The organism is Bradyrhizobium sp. USDA 4504 (genome assembly GCF_054063995.1).
In genome coordinates this window covers 378,630-393,718 of record NZ_JBSSGV010000001.1, presented here as the reverse complement: position 1 = coordinate 393,718, position 15,089 = coordinate 378,630, and the positions used below count along the sequence as shown (strand labels likewise).

Annotated in this window: 13 protein-coding genes and 4 pseudogenes; 14 read left to right on the top strand and 3 right to left on the bottom strand. The window is 60.4% G+C overall.

The genetic code is table 11. The features are described from left to right. Positions 1-112: 112 nt before the first annotated feature. The 3 genes from ACVMB1_RS01685 (at position 113) to ACVMB1_RS01675 (ending at position 1,212) form a co-directional block, all read left to right on the top strand. Positions 113-370, top strand: coding sequence for a hypothetical protein (locus ACVMB1_RS01685; protein WP_456848158.1), 258 nt, complete (start codon positions 113-115; stop codon positions 368-370). Between the two features lie 383 nt (positions 371-753). Then, positions 754-996, top strand: a complete 243-nt coding sequence (locus ACVMB1_RS01680) for a hypothetical protein (RefSeq protein WP_141713231.1) — start codon at positions 754-756, stop codon at positions 994-996. Between the two features lie 24 nt (positions 997-1,020). Further along, entirely contained in the window at positions 1,021-1,212 is a 192-nt protein-coding gene (locus ACVMB1_RS01675; protein WP_069275774.1) for a hypothetical protein, read from the top strand. A 140-nt stretch (positions 1,213-1,352) separates the two neighbouring features. On the opposite strand, the gene ACVMB1_RS01670 is transcribed toward ACVMB1_RS01675, so the two are convergent. Next, positions 1,353-2,558 (bottom strand): ISNCY family transposase, encoded by a 1,206-nt coding sequence (locus ACVMB1_RS01670; RefSeq protein ID WP_309144982.1) that lies wholly within the window; start codon positions 2,556-2,558, stop codon positions 1,353-1,355. Positions 2,559-3,166: 608 nt separating this feature from the next. On the opposite strand from ACVMB1_RS01670, the gene ACVMB1_RS01665 reads away from it, so the two are divergent. Both ACVMB1_RS01665 and ACVMB1_RS01660 read left to right on the top strand, forming a co-directional pair. After that, positions 3,167-3,403 (top strand): hypothetical protein, encoded by a 237-nt coding sequence (locus tag ACVMB1_RS01665; protein ID WP_069275777.1) that lies wholly within the window; start codon positions 3,167-3,169, stop codon positions 3,401-3,403. 476 nt (positions 3,404-3,879) lie between these two features. After that, a pseudogene (locus ACVMB1_RS01660) lies at positions 3,880-4,867 on the top strand (IS630 family transposase). 95 nt (positions 4,868-4,962) lie between these two features. Here the strand turns inward: ACVMB1_RS01660 and ACVMB1_RS01655 are convergent. After that, positions 4,963-5,307 carry a hypothetical protein gene (locus tag ACVMB1_RS01655; protein ID WP_245313727.1) on the bottom strand — a complete coding sequence of 115 codons (345 nt, stop codon included), beginning with the start codon at positions 5,305-5,307 and terminating at the stop codon, positions 4,963-4,965. Between the two features lie 475 nt (positions 5,308-5,782). On the opposite strand from ACVMB1_RS01655, the pseudogene ACVMB1_RS01650 reads away from it, so the two are divergent. The 4 genes and pseudogenes from ACVMB1_RS01650 to ACVMB1_RS01635 all read left to right on the top strand — a co-directional run. Then, positions 5,783-6,340, top strand: a pseudogene (locus tag ACVMB1_RS01650) (Mu transposase domain-containing protein); the annotation flags it as partial. 16 nt (positions 6,341-6,356) lie between these two features. Continuing rightward, positions 6,357-7,117: pseudogene (gene istB / locus ACVMB1_RS01645) on the top strand (IS21-like element helper ATPase IstB). 168 nt (positions 7,118-7,285) lie between these two features. After that, on the top strand, positions 7,286-8,131 hold the full coding sequence (coxB, locus tag ACVMB1_RS01640) for a cytochrome c oxidase subunit II (RefSeq protein ID WP_245313728.1): 846 nt from the start codon (positions 7,286-7,288) through the stop codon (positions 8,129-8,131). Positions 8,132-8,133: 2 nt separating this feature from the next. Next, a pseudogene (locus ACVMB1_RS01635) lies at positions 8,134-9,516 on the top strand (cbb3-type cytochrome c oxidase subunit I); the annotation flags it as partial. Positions 9,517-9,742: 226 nt separating this feature from the next. Here the strand turns inward: ACVMB1_RS01635 and ACVMB1_RS01630 are convergent. Next, a complete protein-coding gene (locus tag ACVMB1_RS01630; RefSeq protein ID WP_456848156.1) occupies positions 9,743-9,955 on the bottom strand; it encodes a hypothetical protein in 213 nt (70 codons plus the stop codon). A gap of 1,017 nt (positions 9,956-10,972) precedes the next feature. Here ACVMB1_RS01630 and ACVMB1_RS01625 point away from each other — a divergent pair. The 5 genes from ACVMB1_RS01625 (at position 10,973) to ACVMB1_RS01605 (ending at position 14,988) form a co-directional block, all read left to right on the top strand. Then, on the top strand, positions 10,973-11,146 hold the full coding sequence (locus ACVMB1_RS01625) for a hypothetical protein (RefSeq protein ID WP_176731263.1): 174 nt from the start codon (positions 10,973-10,975) through the stop codon (positions 11,144-11,146). A gap of 128 nt (positions 11,147-11,274) precedes the next feature. Next, a complete protein-coding gene (locus ACVMB1_RS01620; RefSeq protein WP_081334944.1) occupies positions 11,275-11,523 on the top strand; it encodes a transposase in 249 nt (82 codons plus the stop codon). A 1,420-nt stretch (positions 11,524-12,943) separates the two neighbouring features. Beyond that, complete coding sequence (locus tag ACVMB1_RS01615) at positions 12,944-13,408, top strand: hypothetical protein (RefSeq protein WP_245313729.1); 465 nt, start codon at positions 12,944-12,946, stop codon at positions 13,406-13,408. Next, positions 13,405-13,869, top strand: a complete 465-nt coding sequence (locus ACVMB1_RS01610; protein WP_245313730.1) for a hypothetical protein — start codon at positions 13,405-13,407, stop codon at positions 13,867-13,869. The genes ACVMB1_RS01615 and ACVMB1_RS01610 overlap by 4 nt, the downstream gene beginning before the upstream one ends. A 54-nt stretch (positions 13,870-13,923) precedes the next feature. Continuing rightward, positions 13,924-14,988 carry a hypothetical protein gene (locus tag ACVMB1_RS01605; RefSeq protein WP_210185735.1) on the top strand — a complete coding sequence of 355 codons (1,065 nt, stop codon included), beginning with the start codon at positions 13,924-13,926 and terminating at the stop codon, positions 14,986-14,988. Positions 14,989-15,089: the final 101 nt, after the last annotated feature.

The following is a 15,089-nucleotide window of genomic DNA, read 5'->3' as shown; positions in this document are numbered from 1 at the left end:
CCCGACGTATGTCTCCTCAGCGTCGGGGCCTTTTCGCTGCAGTAGGAGGAACGATCTCAAACGCGTTCTGTTTTCCAGTCTGTTCTATTAAAAACAGGAAGGAAACGATCAAATGAAAATCGCAAAACTCGCCTTGGTCACTGCGTTCATGGCCGGCTCAATTGCTGCAGCCAGCGCACAGGGCGGTGGTGGTGGTGGTGGCAGTGGCGGTGGTAGCGGCGGCGGAAACTCACCGGCGGCGACCACCGGTCAAGGCGCGTCCAGCAGCCCCAGCGCTGCGAATCCCGGCGCAACCCAGAATGACCCAAAACTGAAGGAAGGCACGACGGACAAGAGTGGCTCGATGTCGAAGGATCACATGAAGAAATAAACCGCGAGGCGGAAGTAAAGCAGCGGTCTCAGCATGCCTTACTGGGGCCGTTTCTTTTTGCTTCCCGACGACCAAGTCCGACGTGCCCGGTGGCGCCCGCGGCGTTTGCGCTCGCTGTGTCGATTGCCGGGGCGCGATCCGACGGAGCTATTGCCAAGCGTCTAATTGGCGCTTCTGGTCAGCCAAGGTGCCCCCCGACTGCCTGGAGGAAAACCCGTATCGCTCGGGTTGGCGGCCCCCTGGTTGGGGCCGTTTCAGTTCACTGCGGAAAGCGCGAGCGGTGCTTGTCCAAAGTTGATCGCAACGATTCACATAGTTCAATGCGGAGCACACCATCCTGCAAGCCAATCGGTGAACTCGCGTTTCACAGGTGGATGGTTGCAATGGAATTTATTGGACGCCCGATGCGAGGCCGGTTCCTCGTTCGGCAAAGAAGCATTGGCTGGATGGTCTACGACAGCGAACTCAAAGGACCGGCCCAGATAAAGAAAGATGGCCCCTTTGCCGAGAAGCTGACCAAGGAACAAGCCGAGATCATAGCGCAGGCGCTGACGAACCAGATTCGTGCGAGATCGGATGATCCTGCGCAATTGCGGTGCGTCAAGGCCGCTATAAACGCGCGGTGAAAATGATCGTCCGGAGGGGGACCATTGTTCATCATCGAACTCTTGAACCCTGACGCGTTCTCGGGAACAGGCAGCATCATCCTGCTCGAACTGACGGACGAGGATTCCGCGATGCGAGCCGCCCGAAAGATCGCTGCCGAGACAGGACGCCGCGTAACCGTGCGGAAAGAAGACATGCAAATCATTGGGACTATATCCGCGCCCACGCCCCATTAGATCCGAGCCGAGCGGCGAGGCCGGTCATCTAAGCCCTGTCCGTAGCGGGTGAAGATGTCGTGTTTTTGTAGCTCGTGATCTGTCGCCTTCGTTTCTGATTTGCAGGGGAGCCGGAAGGCGTGGACGGGTCCGCCGCGTTGTCATGCCATGGATAGGGCGGTCTGGTCAGCCCCGTGGGTCGGTTTCTTTGTTCGATTTGAAGCCCGTTTCTCCGTCCCGACCCGCGCCTTCTCGACGGCGGCGCGCGCAGGAGCGGTCAAGGACGCGCGCTTGCGCGCCCGCCAGGGCTTGTCCTTGACGGCTCCGAGCACGCTGCCAGGCTGAAGCGCGTCGGGGCTGATCTGCTGTCCGTTGGCGCTAAACATCGCCAACCGATGCGGTCCGAGGAACACGCTGACGGTGCCATCGGGATACTCATGGAGGCGCACCACAGCCTTGACGAAGTGAGGCCTGAGCCGGCTCTGCGGCAGCTGCAGCCGCCGACCGTTCCATGCAACGGTATTGTCGTTGGCGACGGTTCGCTCCTCGATCACGCACAGCGCCTCGCGCCAGGCCTCATGCCGATCGGCCACGAATGCCGTGCCTTCCTGTTCGGGCTTGATCGCAAACGCGGCGTTGTGCCCGGGGATGTAATGCGCCTTCAGCCACGCGTTGGCAGCCTCAACCGTCGTGATCCCGGCAAGCCGCAGCTCCTTCGGCAGCCGATCCTGCAAGGTGCCGAACACCCGCTCGGAGCGCCCGCGCGCCTGCGGCGAATAGGCTGCGATATGCTCGATCCCAAGATGCGACAAAGCCCGTCCCACCTGGGTTTGTTGCGTCTTCGAGACCTTCTCGCCAGCTTTTGGGGTCAGGAAATAATGGCTGCCGCGGTCGGTGTAGAGCGCGCAGAACAGGCCATGCTCGCCAATCACTTCGCGCAAGGCCTGGAAGGTCGAGGCCGTTCCTTCTTCCTCGACCAGCACCATCGAGTAGATCTCGCTGGTCGCATCGTCCATCGTGACGATCAGGTCCCTCGCGGGCAAGCCTTCGATCCAAACGTGGCGCGATCCGTCCTGGTGCAGCAGCATGCCCCGAAGCGGCCGCCGCGGCCGCTTCTTGCGGTGCGCCGAACGCTTCGGAGCCTTCCGCACCAGCCCCGCCGCGTGCAGCGCCAGCTTCGTCACCGTATAGCCCAGCACATAGTCGTGCCGCTTTTGCATCTGCTCGTGGAAGTGCTTCACCGTGAAGTCCGCGTACTTGTCCCGGTACAGCGCAAGCATCCGTTCCAGCGCCTCCTCCGGCGCCCGGTCAGCGGACGATCTCCTCGCCCGAGCCAACGCTGCGCTGGGGTTGCCCAAGCCCGACACGTTTCTGGGACGAAGTCACCATGAGCCGATTCCGCTTCCGAACGAGCGTGATTTCGGGATCGAATGAGCATCGGTTGATTGCTGGCGCGAGGCCTTAACTCCGAGTCTTCCTGGCGCCGAACTGAGCCGACACACGACCAGCTTGCGGCCCAGCGAGACGGTACTGATGCCAAGGCGCCCCGGCACGAAGCGGGCCCGCGGATCGCGATCCTCGCTCCGATATCGATAGCCCGAGCCTGCCTGGCGGGCGGAACCGAGTTCCCTCGCCCGGCCTTCTCCAACGTCACATCTATCGAGGCCCATGATCTGGCGTTCGAGATCGCGGACGCCAATGCGAGGGTCTATGCGGCCATAGTGAAGGCGGCCGAACTGCTAAGCGATCCGGTACCCGACACCTTTTTGGGCCGAGCCAGGTTCAAGGTCCCCTCCCGTATGACAGCGAGCCGCCCAATTGGCGGACCCGAAGTCTAAGATCTAGCCAGCGAAATTTTTGCAACCGACAACGAACCGGATTATTAACCCGGCACCACCGGCCGAGGCTCTGCCCGTAGGCGTCGGTGGCTGAGAGACCGATCGTGCTCCCGCCTGCATAGGAAGGGAGCGCGACCATGCCGGACCACCTTCAAACAGCGCACCGCGAAATGCAGGCTCGCCACTTGGCGGAAGCCGAGCGGCACATTGCCGAAGGCGAGCGACACATTGCCGAGCAAGAGGAATTGATCGAGCACCTCGCCCATCACGGGCATGATCTAGCGGAAGCGAGGAAGCTTCTGGACAACTTCTATTCGTGTCAGGTTCTGCACGTTCAGCACCGGGATCGGATCCGAAGAGAGCTGGAAAACTAGTGGAAACTGACGGCCGGCAGTGACCTGTTGGAAAGGGCCCCAGCTGTGAAAGCTGGGGCCAAGTTTGTAGCTGGGCGTCTAGGTGCCGGTAGCGGTGCGGCACCGAACAGGGCGATCAATGCCAGTGGATGCGCTTCGTTCCTATGGAAAAAAGGCCCTGACGCATCCGGCGCTGCAGCGATGGACGCGCTGTCCTGAACGGCGCAAAGGCCGATTATCCGCAGTGCTTTTTTTGAATGGATGTTCTTGACACCGCCAAATCACGTTCTAATTCCATTTCCGCGTGGGTCATCCATTCAGCGTGCCGGTGCCCTGGACCCCAGTCGGGTCCAGGGACAAACGGGCACCGCCGTTCGTGCCCGGTGCTTCTCAGACCCATCACTAGTGTCCCGAGTCACAAGTTCGCATCATTAGATTCGGGTTAGAGTCGCATCGCTGTGGCATTGCTTTGCAGGGCAACAGCGATGGAGCATTGGATGGCGCGGCTGGCACCCCTGATCCTAACCGAGAAGGAGCGGACTGAGCTGAAGGCGTTGGCAGGCCGCCGCAAGACGGCCGAAGCCCCTGGCGTTGCGGCCCGGATCATTCTGGCCTGTGCAGAGGGCAGCCAGAACAAGGAGGTGGCGGCGAAGCTCGGTGTGATCGAGACCACGGTCGGCAAGTGGCGCAGGCGCTTTGTGCAGGAACGCGTGGAAGGCCTGCGCGACGAGCCAAGGCCGGGAGCCCGCGGACGATCGATGATGCGCGCATCGAAGCTACCATCGTAAAGACCCTGGAAAGCCTTCCGAAGGATGCGACCCACTGGAGCTCGTGCAGCATGGCAAAGGAAAGTGGGCTGTCGGTCTCAAGCGTGCAGCGCATCTGGCAAGCCTTCGGTTTGCAGCCTCATCGGATCGAGACGTTCAAGCTCTCGACCGCCCCGGATTTCGTGGCCAAGGTGCGCGATGTGGTCGGCCTCTACGTCTCCCCGCCCCAGCATGCCGCGTCCTGTGTGTAGACGAGAAGTCCAAAATCCAGGGCTCGACCGCAGCCAGCCGATGCTGCCGATGCGCCCCGGTCAGGTGGCGCGGCGCAGCCATGACTACACGCGCCACGGCACGACCTCGCTCTTCGCGGCGCTCGACATTGCAACGGGCAAGGTTATCGGCAAATGCTTTGCCCGCCATCGCGCCTCCGAGTTTCGCAAGTTCCTCGATGAGATCGAGGCTGCCGTGCCGTGCGGTCTCGATGTCCATCTCGTCATGGACAACTACGCCACGCACAAGGCCCCACTGATCCGCAGCAGGCTCGCCAAACGGCCGCGCTGGCATGTCGATCTCACGCCGACCAGTTCGTCCTGGCTCAATCAGGTCGAGCGCTTTCTTCGCCCTCATCACCGACAAGAAGATCCGGCGCGCCGCCGATGATATCCTCGCCTCCATCGAGCGCTTCTGCCGTTACAATACTCAAGCACAACAATCGTAGTGTCGCGAATTTCTGGTTCAGGACACTAGCTAAGACGCTTGTCACAAAGGAGGAAACGAGACTTGTAATATAGACAGTCGCCGACTGGACTGGCCTTACTCTCCGAGTGCTTTGCGGATCTCGTCTCGGTGCTGAACAAACAGCGCCTGACTTGCGTTGAAGCTATCCAGTATCTTTCTAGCGTCCGTTACGTTCTGGCCCCGGTTGGCCATCCTTCCAATCCGTTGCTCTTGTTCAGCGATGCGTCGTTCGCCTTGAGCTACATGTCTTTCAGCCAGCTCCAGATGGCGAAGCTGCATATCGTGAAAGGGTGATCGAAGCGGACCAACCATGGCGGCGCCTCCGTCCTTGATGCAGGCGGGAGCGCGCTCGGTCTCTCGGCCACCGGCGCCCGCGGACTGTGCCTTGGCCGGTGATCGCGGATCATACCACGCTTTCATGCCGTCCCTCATTCATTCTACCAAGATAATATTCCTTGACCTTGGTCAAGGATCGGAACGACCGAGCGGGACATTTGATCTGTCAGAAATCGTTTAGAGAGGTGCGAAGCAAGTCAAAAACCCGGACCGCGGATTCCGCCAATTGAAGTCCGGCTGGCTCGGAAACTGAATGGTCGCAATATTGCCGACGCCTCACACCGCTCCCAAGCACTGCCGCCGAAACGGCCGAGCAATTGTTCGGCAGTCCGCCGTTGGCATCGGTTTCGCCTATCGTTGCCAATGGGCATTCGGGGGGTTCGCCAGGGGCGGCTTTCCCCAAACCAGGCATCTGATCGGATCGTGCTCCTGCTGTTGGCTGCGGCGGATATAGCAATCGTCGTTGCAGCGAAGGGTTGGCCAGTCTGACCACAAGCCGAGCGGTCCTCATATAGGAACCATTGTAGGAGCCGGAGGTTCGGCCCGAGCAACCAAGAACGCTTTCGCGCACTGGAAGCGCTGTCGGGTCGGCCCCGACTATCATATCGAGATCGACGGACACTGGTATTCCACGCCGTATCGGCTCATCCGTGAGCTCGTCGATGCGCGCATTGACGACAGGACGGTCGAGATCTTCCACAACGGCCGCAGGATCGCCAGCCACGCTCGCGCGCCCAACCGGCGGGGCCACACCACCATCACCGACCACATGCCCAGCGCCCATCGGCGCTACGGCCAATGGACGCCCGCCGGAGTGATCGCCGCCGGCGAGCGGATCGGTCCGTCGACCGCCGCCTTCTTCCAGGCCGTGATCGCGGCCCGGCCGCATCCCGAGCAAGGCTTTCGCACCTGCCTCGGCATTCTGTCGCTGGCCAAAAGCTACAGCGCCGAGCGCGTCGACGCGGCCTGCCGGCGCGGCATTCTGATCAAGGCTCGATCCCTCGCCTCGATCCGCTCCATCCTCCAGAACGGCCTGGATCGCACCTTTCTCGACGAGCCCTCCGAACCCCAACCCCTGCGCCACGGCAACATCCGCGGCCGGGATTATTTCCACTAAAGCCAAGGAGACCTGTATGCTCAACCATCCACCCACGAACGCCTGATCGAGCTCGGCTTGAGCGGCATGGCCAAGGCCTTCGAGGAGCAGCGCCGATCACCTGATCTCGAAGCCTTGCCGTTCGAAGATCGCATCGGCCTGCTGGTCGACCGGGAAGCCGCGGAACGCGACACCAGGCGGCTCACCACGCGCCTCAAGCTGGCCGCGCTCCGCCAGAATGCCTGCGTGGAGGACGTCGATTTGCGCACGCCGCGGGGTATCGACCGGGCCGTCTTCGCCAAGCTCGTCAGCGGCGACTGGATCGATCGCCACGAGAATTTGCTCATAACCGGAGCGACCGGATTGGGCAAAAGTTGGTTAGCCTGTGCCCTCGGCCACAAGGCCTGCCGCGACAATCGCTCGGTTCTCTATCATCGCGTCCCAAGATTGTTCGAAGCGTTGGCGCTCGCGCGGGGCGATGGACGTTATGCCCGCCTGCTCAAAACCCTTGGCCGCGCCCAGCTTCTGATTTTGGACGATTGGGGATTGTCGGTGCTCACCGCCGCCGAGCGGCGCGATCTACTCGAAGTCCTCGAGGACCGCCATGGCCGCGCCTCCACCATCGTAACTAGCCAACTCCCTGTGGACACATGGCACGAAGTTATCGGAGACCCAACCTACGCCGACGCCGTCCTCGATCGCCTCGTCCATAACGCTCACCGCCTCCAGCTGGCCGGCGAAAGCATGCGAAAACGCAACGCCAAAACCATCACCCTTGACGCGCAGCCAGAACGCTGACTCTATCACCGCCTCGGCCGGAGCGGGCTGCTCACGATCGTCTGAATTCGGCGCTCATGATCGCGCGAAATCGCTGCTCACCATCAGTGAAATATGCACTTCAATCGGAGCAGATCCGTCACGTTCATCGTATTTCTTGCGGTGTCCGGGATCGTCTGGACCTGCGTCGTGGTCGTGCTCAGTGTTGGCCTGCTGCGCCGAATACGCACAGTAGACGCGCCGCTCGAACTTCGTATTCCTTTCGAGACACGAGCCGGGCAAATCATTCTCGGGCTTGGCGCTGCCACCACGTTGATCGTGCTCGTCCTATCCTTCGTGAGCTATGCCGGCCAGCGCACGCTGTTTGCTAGGGATCCGGACGCCCTGACGCTCAGGATGGTCGGCCATCAATGGTGGTGGGAAGTTCACTACGAGGCCGACAGCCCGCATAACAGCTTCGCCACGGCAAATGAAATCCGCATTCCGGTTGGCAAGCCGGTCAAGGTGGAGCTCGAATCCGCTGACGTCATCCACAGCTTCTGGGTTCCAAGCCTCACCGGCAAGATGGACCTGATCACCGGGCAAACCAACGAAATTCAGTTTACAGCCAAGAATCCTGGCATCTATCGCGGCCATTGCGCGGAATTCTGCGGCTTGCAACACGCCCATATGGCGTTTGCGGCAATCGCGCTCCGGCCCGAGGAATTCGAGCGTTGGCGCGAACACGAAAACCAGAGCGCAACCAGCCCGACTGACGCGCTAGCCAAACAGGGAGAAGAGCTGTTTCGCAGCCGCGGATGCGCGCTATGTCACACCGTTCGCGGCACCCTGGCAGGCGGCCAATTGGGTCCTGACCTCACCCATGTCGGAAGCCGAACGACGATTGCGGCCGGCACGTTGCCGCAAACAGCGGCGACGCTGGGAGCTTGGATTGCCGATCCGCAACACATCAAACCCGGCAATCTAATGCCGAGAATGCCGCTGCAATCGGGAGAGCTGATCGCGATCATTCAGTATCTGGAGCAGCTCAAGTGAGCATGGCCGCCGAGCAAAGAGAAATACGCGACGACAACCTCCACGGGCTGCAACTTGCAGCGCGGCTGCAGAGCATCTGGCGGACGCCATCGGGACTGATCGGCGCGCTGATGTCGGTGGATCACAAGATCATCGGACGCCGCTACATCGTGACGGCATTCGCCTTCCTGGTCCTCGGCGGAGTCCTCGCGATCCTGATGCGTATCCAGCTGGCCGGTGCCGAGCAGCGTCTGCTTTCGCCAGATCTGTACAATCAGGTCTTCACGATGCACGGCTCGACGATGATGTTCCTGTTCGCCGTTCCGGTGATGGAAGCCTTCGCGGTCTACCTGGTGCCGCTGATGATCGGCACCCGCAACATTGCTTTCCCGCGCCTCAACGCCTTCAGCTACTGGATGTTCTTGTTCGGTGGCTTATTCCTTTGGATCTCCTTCTTCTTCAACGTCGGGCCCGACGTCGGCTGGTTCGCCTACATACCCCTCTCCAGCCTGCAGTTCACCCCAACCAAGCATGCGGACGTCTGGGCCCAGATGATCACCTTCACGGAAGTCGCAGCGCTTGCCGTTGCCGTCGAGCTCATCGTCACGGTCTTCAAGCAGCGCGCTCCCGGAATGACGCTTGACCGTATCCCGCTGTTCGTTTGGGCGATGCTGATTACCGCTGTCCTGGTAATGTTTGCAATGCCATCGATCATGGTCGCATCCACCTCGCTCATACTTGATCGCCTGGTTAGTACCCACTTCTATGACCCCTCTTCAGGTGGCAATGTGCTGCTGTGGCAGCATTTGTTCTGGTTCTTCGGGCATCCGGAGGTCTACATCATCTTCATTCCGGCAACGGGCATGGTGTCGATGATTCTCGCCACCTTCCCGCGCAGACCCGTAATCGGCTATCCCGTGATCGTTCTCTCTCTGATCGCAACGGGATTTCTGTCGTTCGGGCTTTGGGTTCACCACATATTCGTGACCGGACTGCCCCAGCTCGGGGCCGGTCTCTTCACTGCGTCAAGCATGTTGATCGCCGTGCCAAGCGGCCTGCAGATATTCTGTTGGATCGCGACGTTGTGGGATGGCCGCCCGGTGTATCGGACGCCACTGCTGTTCGTGCTCGGATTCATCGTGATCTTCGTGATTGGCGGCCTGTCCGGCATCATGGTGGCGTCGGTCCCGATCGACACCCAGGTCCATGACACTTACTTCGTCGTCGCTCACTTCCATTATGTTCTGATCGGCGGCGCCGTTTTCCCACTTATCGGAGCGGTCTACTACTGGTCTCCCAAGATCTGGGGAAGGATGCTGAGCGAGCGGCTCGGCCGCTGGAACTTCTGGCTCGCCTTTTTTGGCTTCAATATCGCGTTTTTCCCAATGCACATTCTCGGTCTGATGAGATCGAGCGCGAGCAAGGGATGCCGCAGATGAGGCCGGCTCAGTGACCGCCTGGATGCTGGTAGGGAATCGGCATAGCCATCCCAGAGCAGCCCGTCCCAGGCGACGACACCCTCCTCCTGCTTGACGCCATAATCATGATATAGCGGCTCCCAATCAATTAACTGATCGTTGGGGCCATTGTGCACGCGACAAGGCACTTTGGAGGCGAACGTGTTCATCGGGTTCATGCGGCCTTAGGTTCGCTTTTTTGGTAAGCGTCAATCGCTCGGTTGGCGAGCATAAGCTGACGCCGTTCGCCGGCCAAGGCCATTTTGCCGACCGTCATGACGAGGAATTGGCTTGTCTCGTAGCCGTTGGTTATCTCGCCGCTGCGCTCAAGGAATTCCCAAGCGATCTGGACCGCGTTTTCAACGACAACATGTACGCTCTCACTCATGCTGTTAGAATGCTGAGCAAAAGGCGTTCGTTCCTAAAGCGGAAGGGCCCCCGCCGGATAGGGGGCCCTTCGAGAACTTGGAGGAGGAGACACTCCAAGCCCTATGGGGTCGGCGGTTGAAGTCCCGCCGAGGAGACCCAATCGTCAATGTCTGCGGCAATCTCCGCTGTGCGAGCTCGCTTGAGCAGGCTGTCCCGCTCAATACCTGCCGGCATGGTGGCCGCTCTGCGAGCCAGCTCACTGGCAAACGCAGCCAAGCGGTCTTGGAGTGATGTTGTTTGCTTCGCTCGATTTCGATTTTTCGTCATGACGCGCTCCTTGGTTTGAAAGCGGGAGCGTCGTTGCTCTCCAGATTTTTGAGCAACATAACTGGCGTCGAGATTTGCGGCGACAACCTAAGTTTATTTGCGAAATAATCCCTGAATCGCGCGCAGCAGGCCTTCGGAGGTGATGTCGCGATACCCGGTTTTCGCTTTAAAAAGAGGCCCAACCCATGTCGCCCTTGGCTTTCTGAGTGGCTTACTCAATTTGCTCTTTGGCAACGAGAATGTCCACCGCCTTGCGAATCTTATTTGATGTCGTGCGGCGGCCTTGCGGATGGCGATCTCGGCGCAGCGGCCAAGTGCCGGCCTGATCCACCATTCCGATCCGCAGCGTTCAATGTGCCTCGGCGCACTACCGCAAGCTGATGCAATCCGCCGGCCTCAGGGCGTCGATGAGCCGCAAGGGCGACTGCTATGACAATGCTCCGATGGAGAGCTACTTTCAAACGCTCAAGACGGAGCTCGTCCACCACAGGCACTATGCAACACGGGCAGAAGCCACACGGGATATCTTGCCTATATCGAGGCTTCTACAACTCGGACTCGTCGTCACTCCACCGTCGGCTTTATCAGCCCGATCGAGATGGAGCTAAAAGCAGCTTAACCCTGTACATTTTTTTCGGGGGAAGATTAAGGATATTGACGTGCGGCAGGCGCCCTTCTTCAAGTAACTCCATCATTGGGGGAACCTCAAATGAAGGACATGAAGGCGCATTTGGAGAAGCTTCGTGTCGAGGCGGAAGAGTGCGAACTAATCAGCAAGCTCGCGACCAACGCGGCGAAGAAGGCCTTGTTCGCTAAGCTCGCGGCACATCACCGGACACTGGCCGAGGAGGTCGAGCGGACCATGAAGACGTCAAATTCTTAGAAACAACGTAAGCGGCAAAGAGCCCCCGTCTGGCGGAGTGGGTGAGCGATCGGCGATCGGCCGCTGAGTTTGTGAGCGGATGTGAGCTTCTAGTCTGCGTCCTTAGTTCTGGAACTAGAACCTTCCATATGATCGAAGCGGTCGCCGACCGTCTTGAGAAAGCGCCGCGGCAGCTTCGCCGACGCTGGTCGGACGTAGGGCCGCAAGTCGCGACAGAGGCGCTGGAGCTTCGCGCGAGCGTGTCGGCGATTGCCCGGCGGATCGGCATTCACCCGGCGCTGCTATTCGCGTGGCGCTGCAATGCTTGGGCGAGCAGCATTGTCGCTCCCGGCACTCGAGTTGCGCGAGTGTGGTGGCATCTGTGTCAGGCGCGGTGATCGAAATTGCTAGTAGCGAGGTGGATCGTGCGCGCCGGCGTGGACGTAGGCGAGGCGCAGTTGCAGCGGCTGATCCGGGCGGCACGTTCGGCATCCCCTCGAAGGTATACTTGGCCAGCCATCAGTTGACCTCCGCAAGGTTATCGATGGGGTTGCTGCGCTGGTACGCGAATTGTACAAAGCTCCACTTGCTACCGCCCGTATAAATTACCGGGATGGGCTCTAAATTTCCAAAGAAAATGCCCCAGCGAGGGGGTCCAGCTGGGGCCTAGTTTAGGCTTTTTGTCGGGCGCGCGTGAGCTGCCCCTAGCGGCAACCACGCGAATGGACCGCATAAGCATGGTACCGGACATAGTCGCTGGCACAACTGTATGCCCGCGCATGGGCCTATGCTTTAATTTAATTCCTGTGATGTATTCCAAGAATCGACCCCGGCACTCTTGGAGGATGCTAAGGCCCTCCTCGTTCCATTGCTTGCCGAGCCGCCGCTTCGGTAATCGGGCCAGCTCCTCTGGGCCTCAACAACTGTCCTTGATGAAGCCGACCTGCCCAACCGGTGGATGATCGAATCTAAGCGGGAGCCAGTCAATTAACTTGTGTGAATCAAAGGCAAAGGAAATCGTCCGGATGCTTAACGGTCTCGCGAATATGTTCCAGCAGATTGAGGACTGACAGCGGAGGCACGGTCTTTAGAACCACTCACGGTGCTAAATCGACGTCTAAATCGTGAGGAATGGCCTAAAGTCGCCGGCAGTCTCGGGAAGGTCGTAGGCTCGATCGTGGACAAAAAACGGAGTCGACAGCTCCAAATACGACAGAAGCATGGCGAGCTGTATCTGGCGTGGTGTCCGACATTCAGCTTCGAACAAGTGAGGCGAAGCGACAATAACGCAAAATACACTTGGCCTGAGAGGTCGCAACATTGAGCCGGTTCGCACTGTGTAGGAACTCCATGCCCGCCGCGCATCGGAATGGCTCGACGTCATGGAGTAGATGACGATCGGCGCCTCTTGCCATTGAAACTTGTCTACGTGCCGATGCGAACGCCAGGAACGCGCTCTTGCAGCTCGAAAACCTGCGCGTTGTAGCGTGCAATGATCAGCACATCGTCCAGCCGCACCGGCGCCTTGCCGATCGAGTGGCTGACCGGTTCCAGCCTGCCGTCGCACTACGCCATGGTAGGAGATATCCGCCGGACGCTGATTTCCTGGAGCCCGGCGGTTTTCGTCGGCTTCAACTCCATCCGCTTCGACGAGGAGATGCTGCGCCACGCGCTCTTCCAGTGCCTGTATCCGGCGTATCTGACGAGTAATCATCGCAACTGCCGTGCCGATGCGCTCAGTCTGGTGAAGCCGCCGATGCCGTATCGCCTGCGCAGCTGGTTGTGCCGGTCAGCGAAGAAGGGCGGCGGACATTTCGCTTGCAACAGCTGGCGGCGGCGAATGGCGTCGCCCACGCTCGGGCACACGACGCGATGTCCGATGTGCTTGCGACGCTCGAACTGTGTCGATTGGTCTATCAAAGGTCTCCGGAGTTGTGGCAGCGCTTCGTGCGCTTCTCAAACAAGACCGCCGTCGCGGATTTCGTTGAGGCCGAAGACGGCTTCGTGTTGACCGAGGTTTTCGGCGGCCAAGCCTATCATACTCGTCTGCATCGGCAGGGATCCGATCAAGCCAATGGCCGGCTTTGCTTGAGTCTCAACGAAGACATCGGCCGGCTTGCCGCGATGAGCGACCTCGAACTGCAAGTTCATCTGACGCACAAGCCGAGTCCGATCCGTCGCTTCAGGATCAATGCCGCGCCCACGCTGACGGCGTTCTACGACGCTCCCGAGCATATGCTGGATGGCGGTTCGATCGGCGCCAAGACCAGGCCCGTCGCATGAAGACGGACACCGGTCTGCGCGCGCGGCTTGTGGCTGCTTACACGGCCGCACGCGAGCCCTACGCTTTGTCTCCGCACATCGAAGAGCGCATCTATAACGGCTTTCCCGGCCCTGCTGACGAGGCACGCATTGCCGCGTTCCACGATGCGCGATGGGAGGACCGCTTCGTGATCGTCCAGGGTATGGAGGACGAGCGACTGCGCTGGTTCGGGCTCCGGTTGATCTATTTCGAAGCGCGCTCGGTTCTCCCCGAGCCTGCTCGATTGGAGGTCGAGCGCTACTTGATAGATCAGATGACAGGCGACGGTTCGGGCTGCCTCACCTTCGATCAGGCGATGGTCGAGACGGAAAGGGTGCTTGGCGAGTTCGCCGGTCCAGACGATCTTCTGATCCACTATCGCACTCATCTGCAGGATCGATTTGCGCGGCTTGAGGCCTATCGGACACGGCTGGTCGCCTGAACCGACCGGTTCGGGGTGGTCTGACTTTCGCGCATCTGAAATGCGGGGAAGTCTGTGACGATCCTCCTGGTCGGTGAGAACATTGACAGGCGGCGCGCCCATGCCCAAGCGTCGGCAGGCGAGCTAATTCAGCTCGTCCGCGGGGTCTATGCCCAGGCCAATGCCGATGTCGACACGGCGGTCTTGGCCCACGCCGTGCGCATCGCACATTATCTCTACCCGGCCGCTTATCTCTCGTCCGCCTCAGCCGCACTCCTGCGGCCGACCTCTTACGGTCGGCTTTTCCTCAGCGGACGTCGCAATCAGCGCAACCGGATTCGTACTCTCGAAATCGTCCAGAACGAGGCGCCGGCACATCCATCGACGGCGCCTGCAATCGTAGGCGACGATCAGGGCGAGATCAGGATCGAGGGGTCGTCGCCGCGCCAGCGGTTCCTGGAAGCTTTCCGCCTCCGAAGCGAGCACGCCAGTGCCATCACCGACGAGCTTCGCGCGGACATGGCTGCGCGGCTGGTCGAGGAGTTTGGATCACCACAAGCGGCGGCGGACGCGCTCTGGGCTTTGGCTCGCGAGAACGGATGGTATCGCGAGGGCGAGGGCGCCGAGCGCTACCTGACGACACGCTCGGCGGTCGGCAAGCCCGCCGCGAACAAGGCGGCGCTTGAGCGGATCGTGGCCTGGCATGGCGAGCCCCTCGGCCGCCTGACGCATGACGGCTTCGAATGGCGCTGGAAGGCCGCGGCAAATGCGGCGCCGTCGCTCGTCCGCCAGACGGCGCCCGGCAAGCTGCCAGCCTGCGACCAAAGGCGGCGCCCTCGAGAAGGCTGTCGGCAAGGACGGAGGATCGGTCAAGATCCAGAAAGTCGACGGTCAATTTCAAGAAGAGTGGACTTATCCGCGTGCTGCCGATCCCAAGAAGTCGCCGGGCTAATTCGTATCCACCTCCCGGCACTTCAACGAAAGCAATCCGCATGCTTCGCACGATCGACGAAGTCATGGCCGATCTTCCACCGGCCCAGCAGGAAGAAATCGAGAGACGATGTTACGCGTTGCATCAAACTCTGCCAGTCCCGCGGCGCGACAAAGCGCCAGGCGACCCGCCTGCGGCCAAAAGCATAGGCCCTCGCTTGCCGCGCCATCGATAACCTATCGAGACTTCCTCGCTCTCGCCAACCTACCACCGCGAGGGCGTGAAGCCGTGATCGTCATCGTCACCAAAT

Coding starts and splice junctions, on each gene's coding strand:
- ACVMB1_RS01685 (WP_456848158.1), top strand. CDS start 113: ATGAAAATCGCAAAACTCGCCTTGGTCACTGCGTTCATGGCCGGCTCA.
- ACVMB1_RS01680 (WP_141713231.1), top strand. CDS start 754: ATGGAATTTATTGGACGCCCGATGCGAGGCCGGTTCCTCGTTCGGCAA.
- ACVMB1_RS01665 (WP_069275777.1), top strand. CDS start 3,167: ATGCCGGACCACCTTCAAACAGCGCACCGCGAAATGCAGGCTCGCCAC.
- ACVMB1_RS01655 (WP_245313727.1), bottom strand. CDS start 5,307: ATGAAAGCGTGGTATGATCCGCGATCACCGGCCAAGGCACAGTCCGCG.
- ACVMB1_RS01630 (WP_456848156.1), bottom strand. CDS start 9,955: ATGAGTGAGAGCGTACATGTTGTCGTTGAAAACGCGGTCCAGATCGCT.
- ACVMB1_RS01625 (WP_176731263.1), top strand. CDS start 10,973: ATGAAGGACATGAAGGCGCATTTGGAGAAGCTTCGTGTCGAGGCGGAA.
- ACVMB1_RS01620 (WP_081334944.1), top strand. CDS start 11,275: ATGATCGAAGCGGTCGCCGACCGTCTTGAGAAAGCGCCGCGGCAGCTT.
- ACVMB1_RS01610 (WP_245313730.1), top strand. CDS start 13,405: ATGAAGACGGACACCGGTCTGCGCGCGCGGCTTGTGGCTGCTTACACG.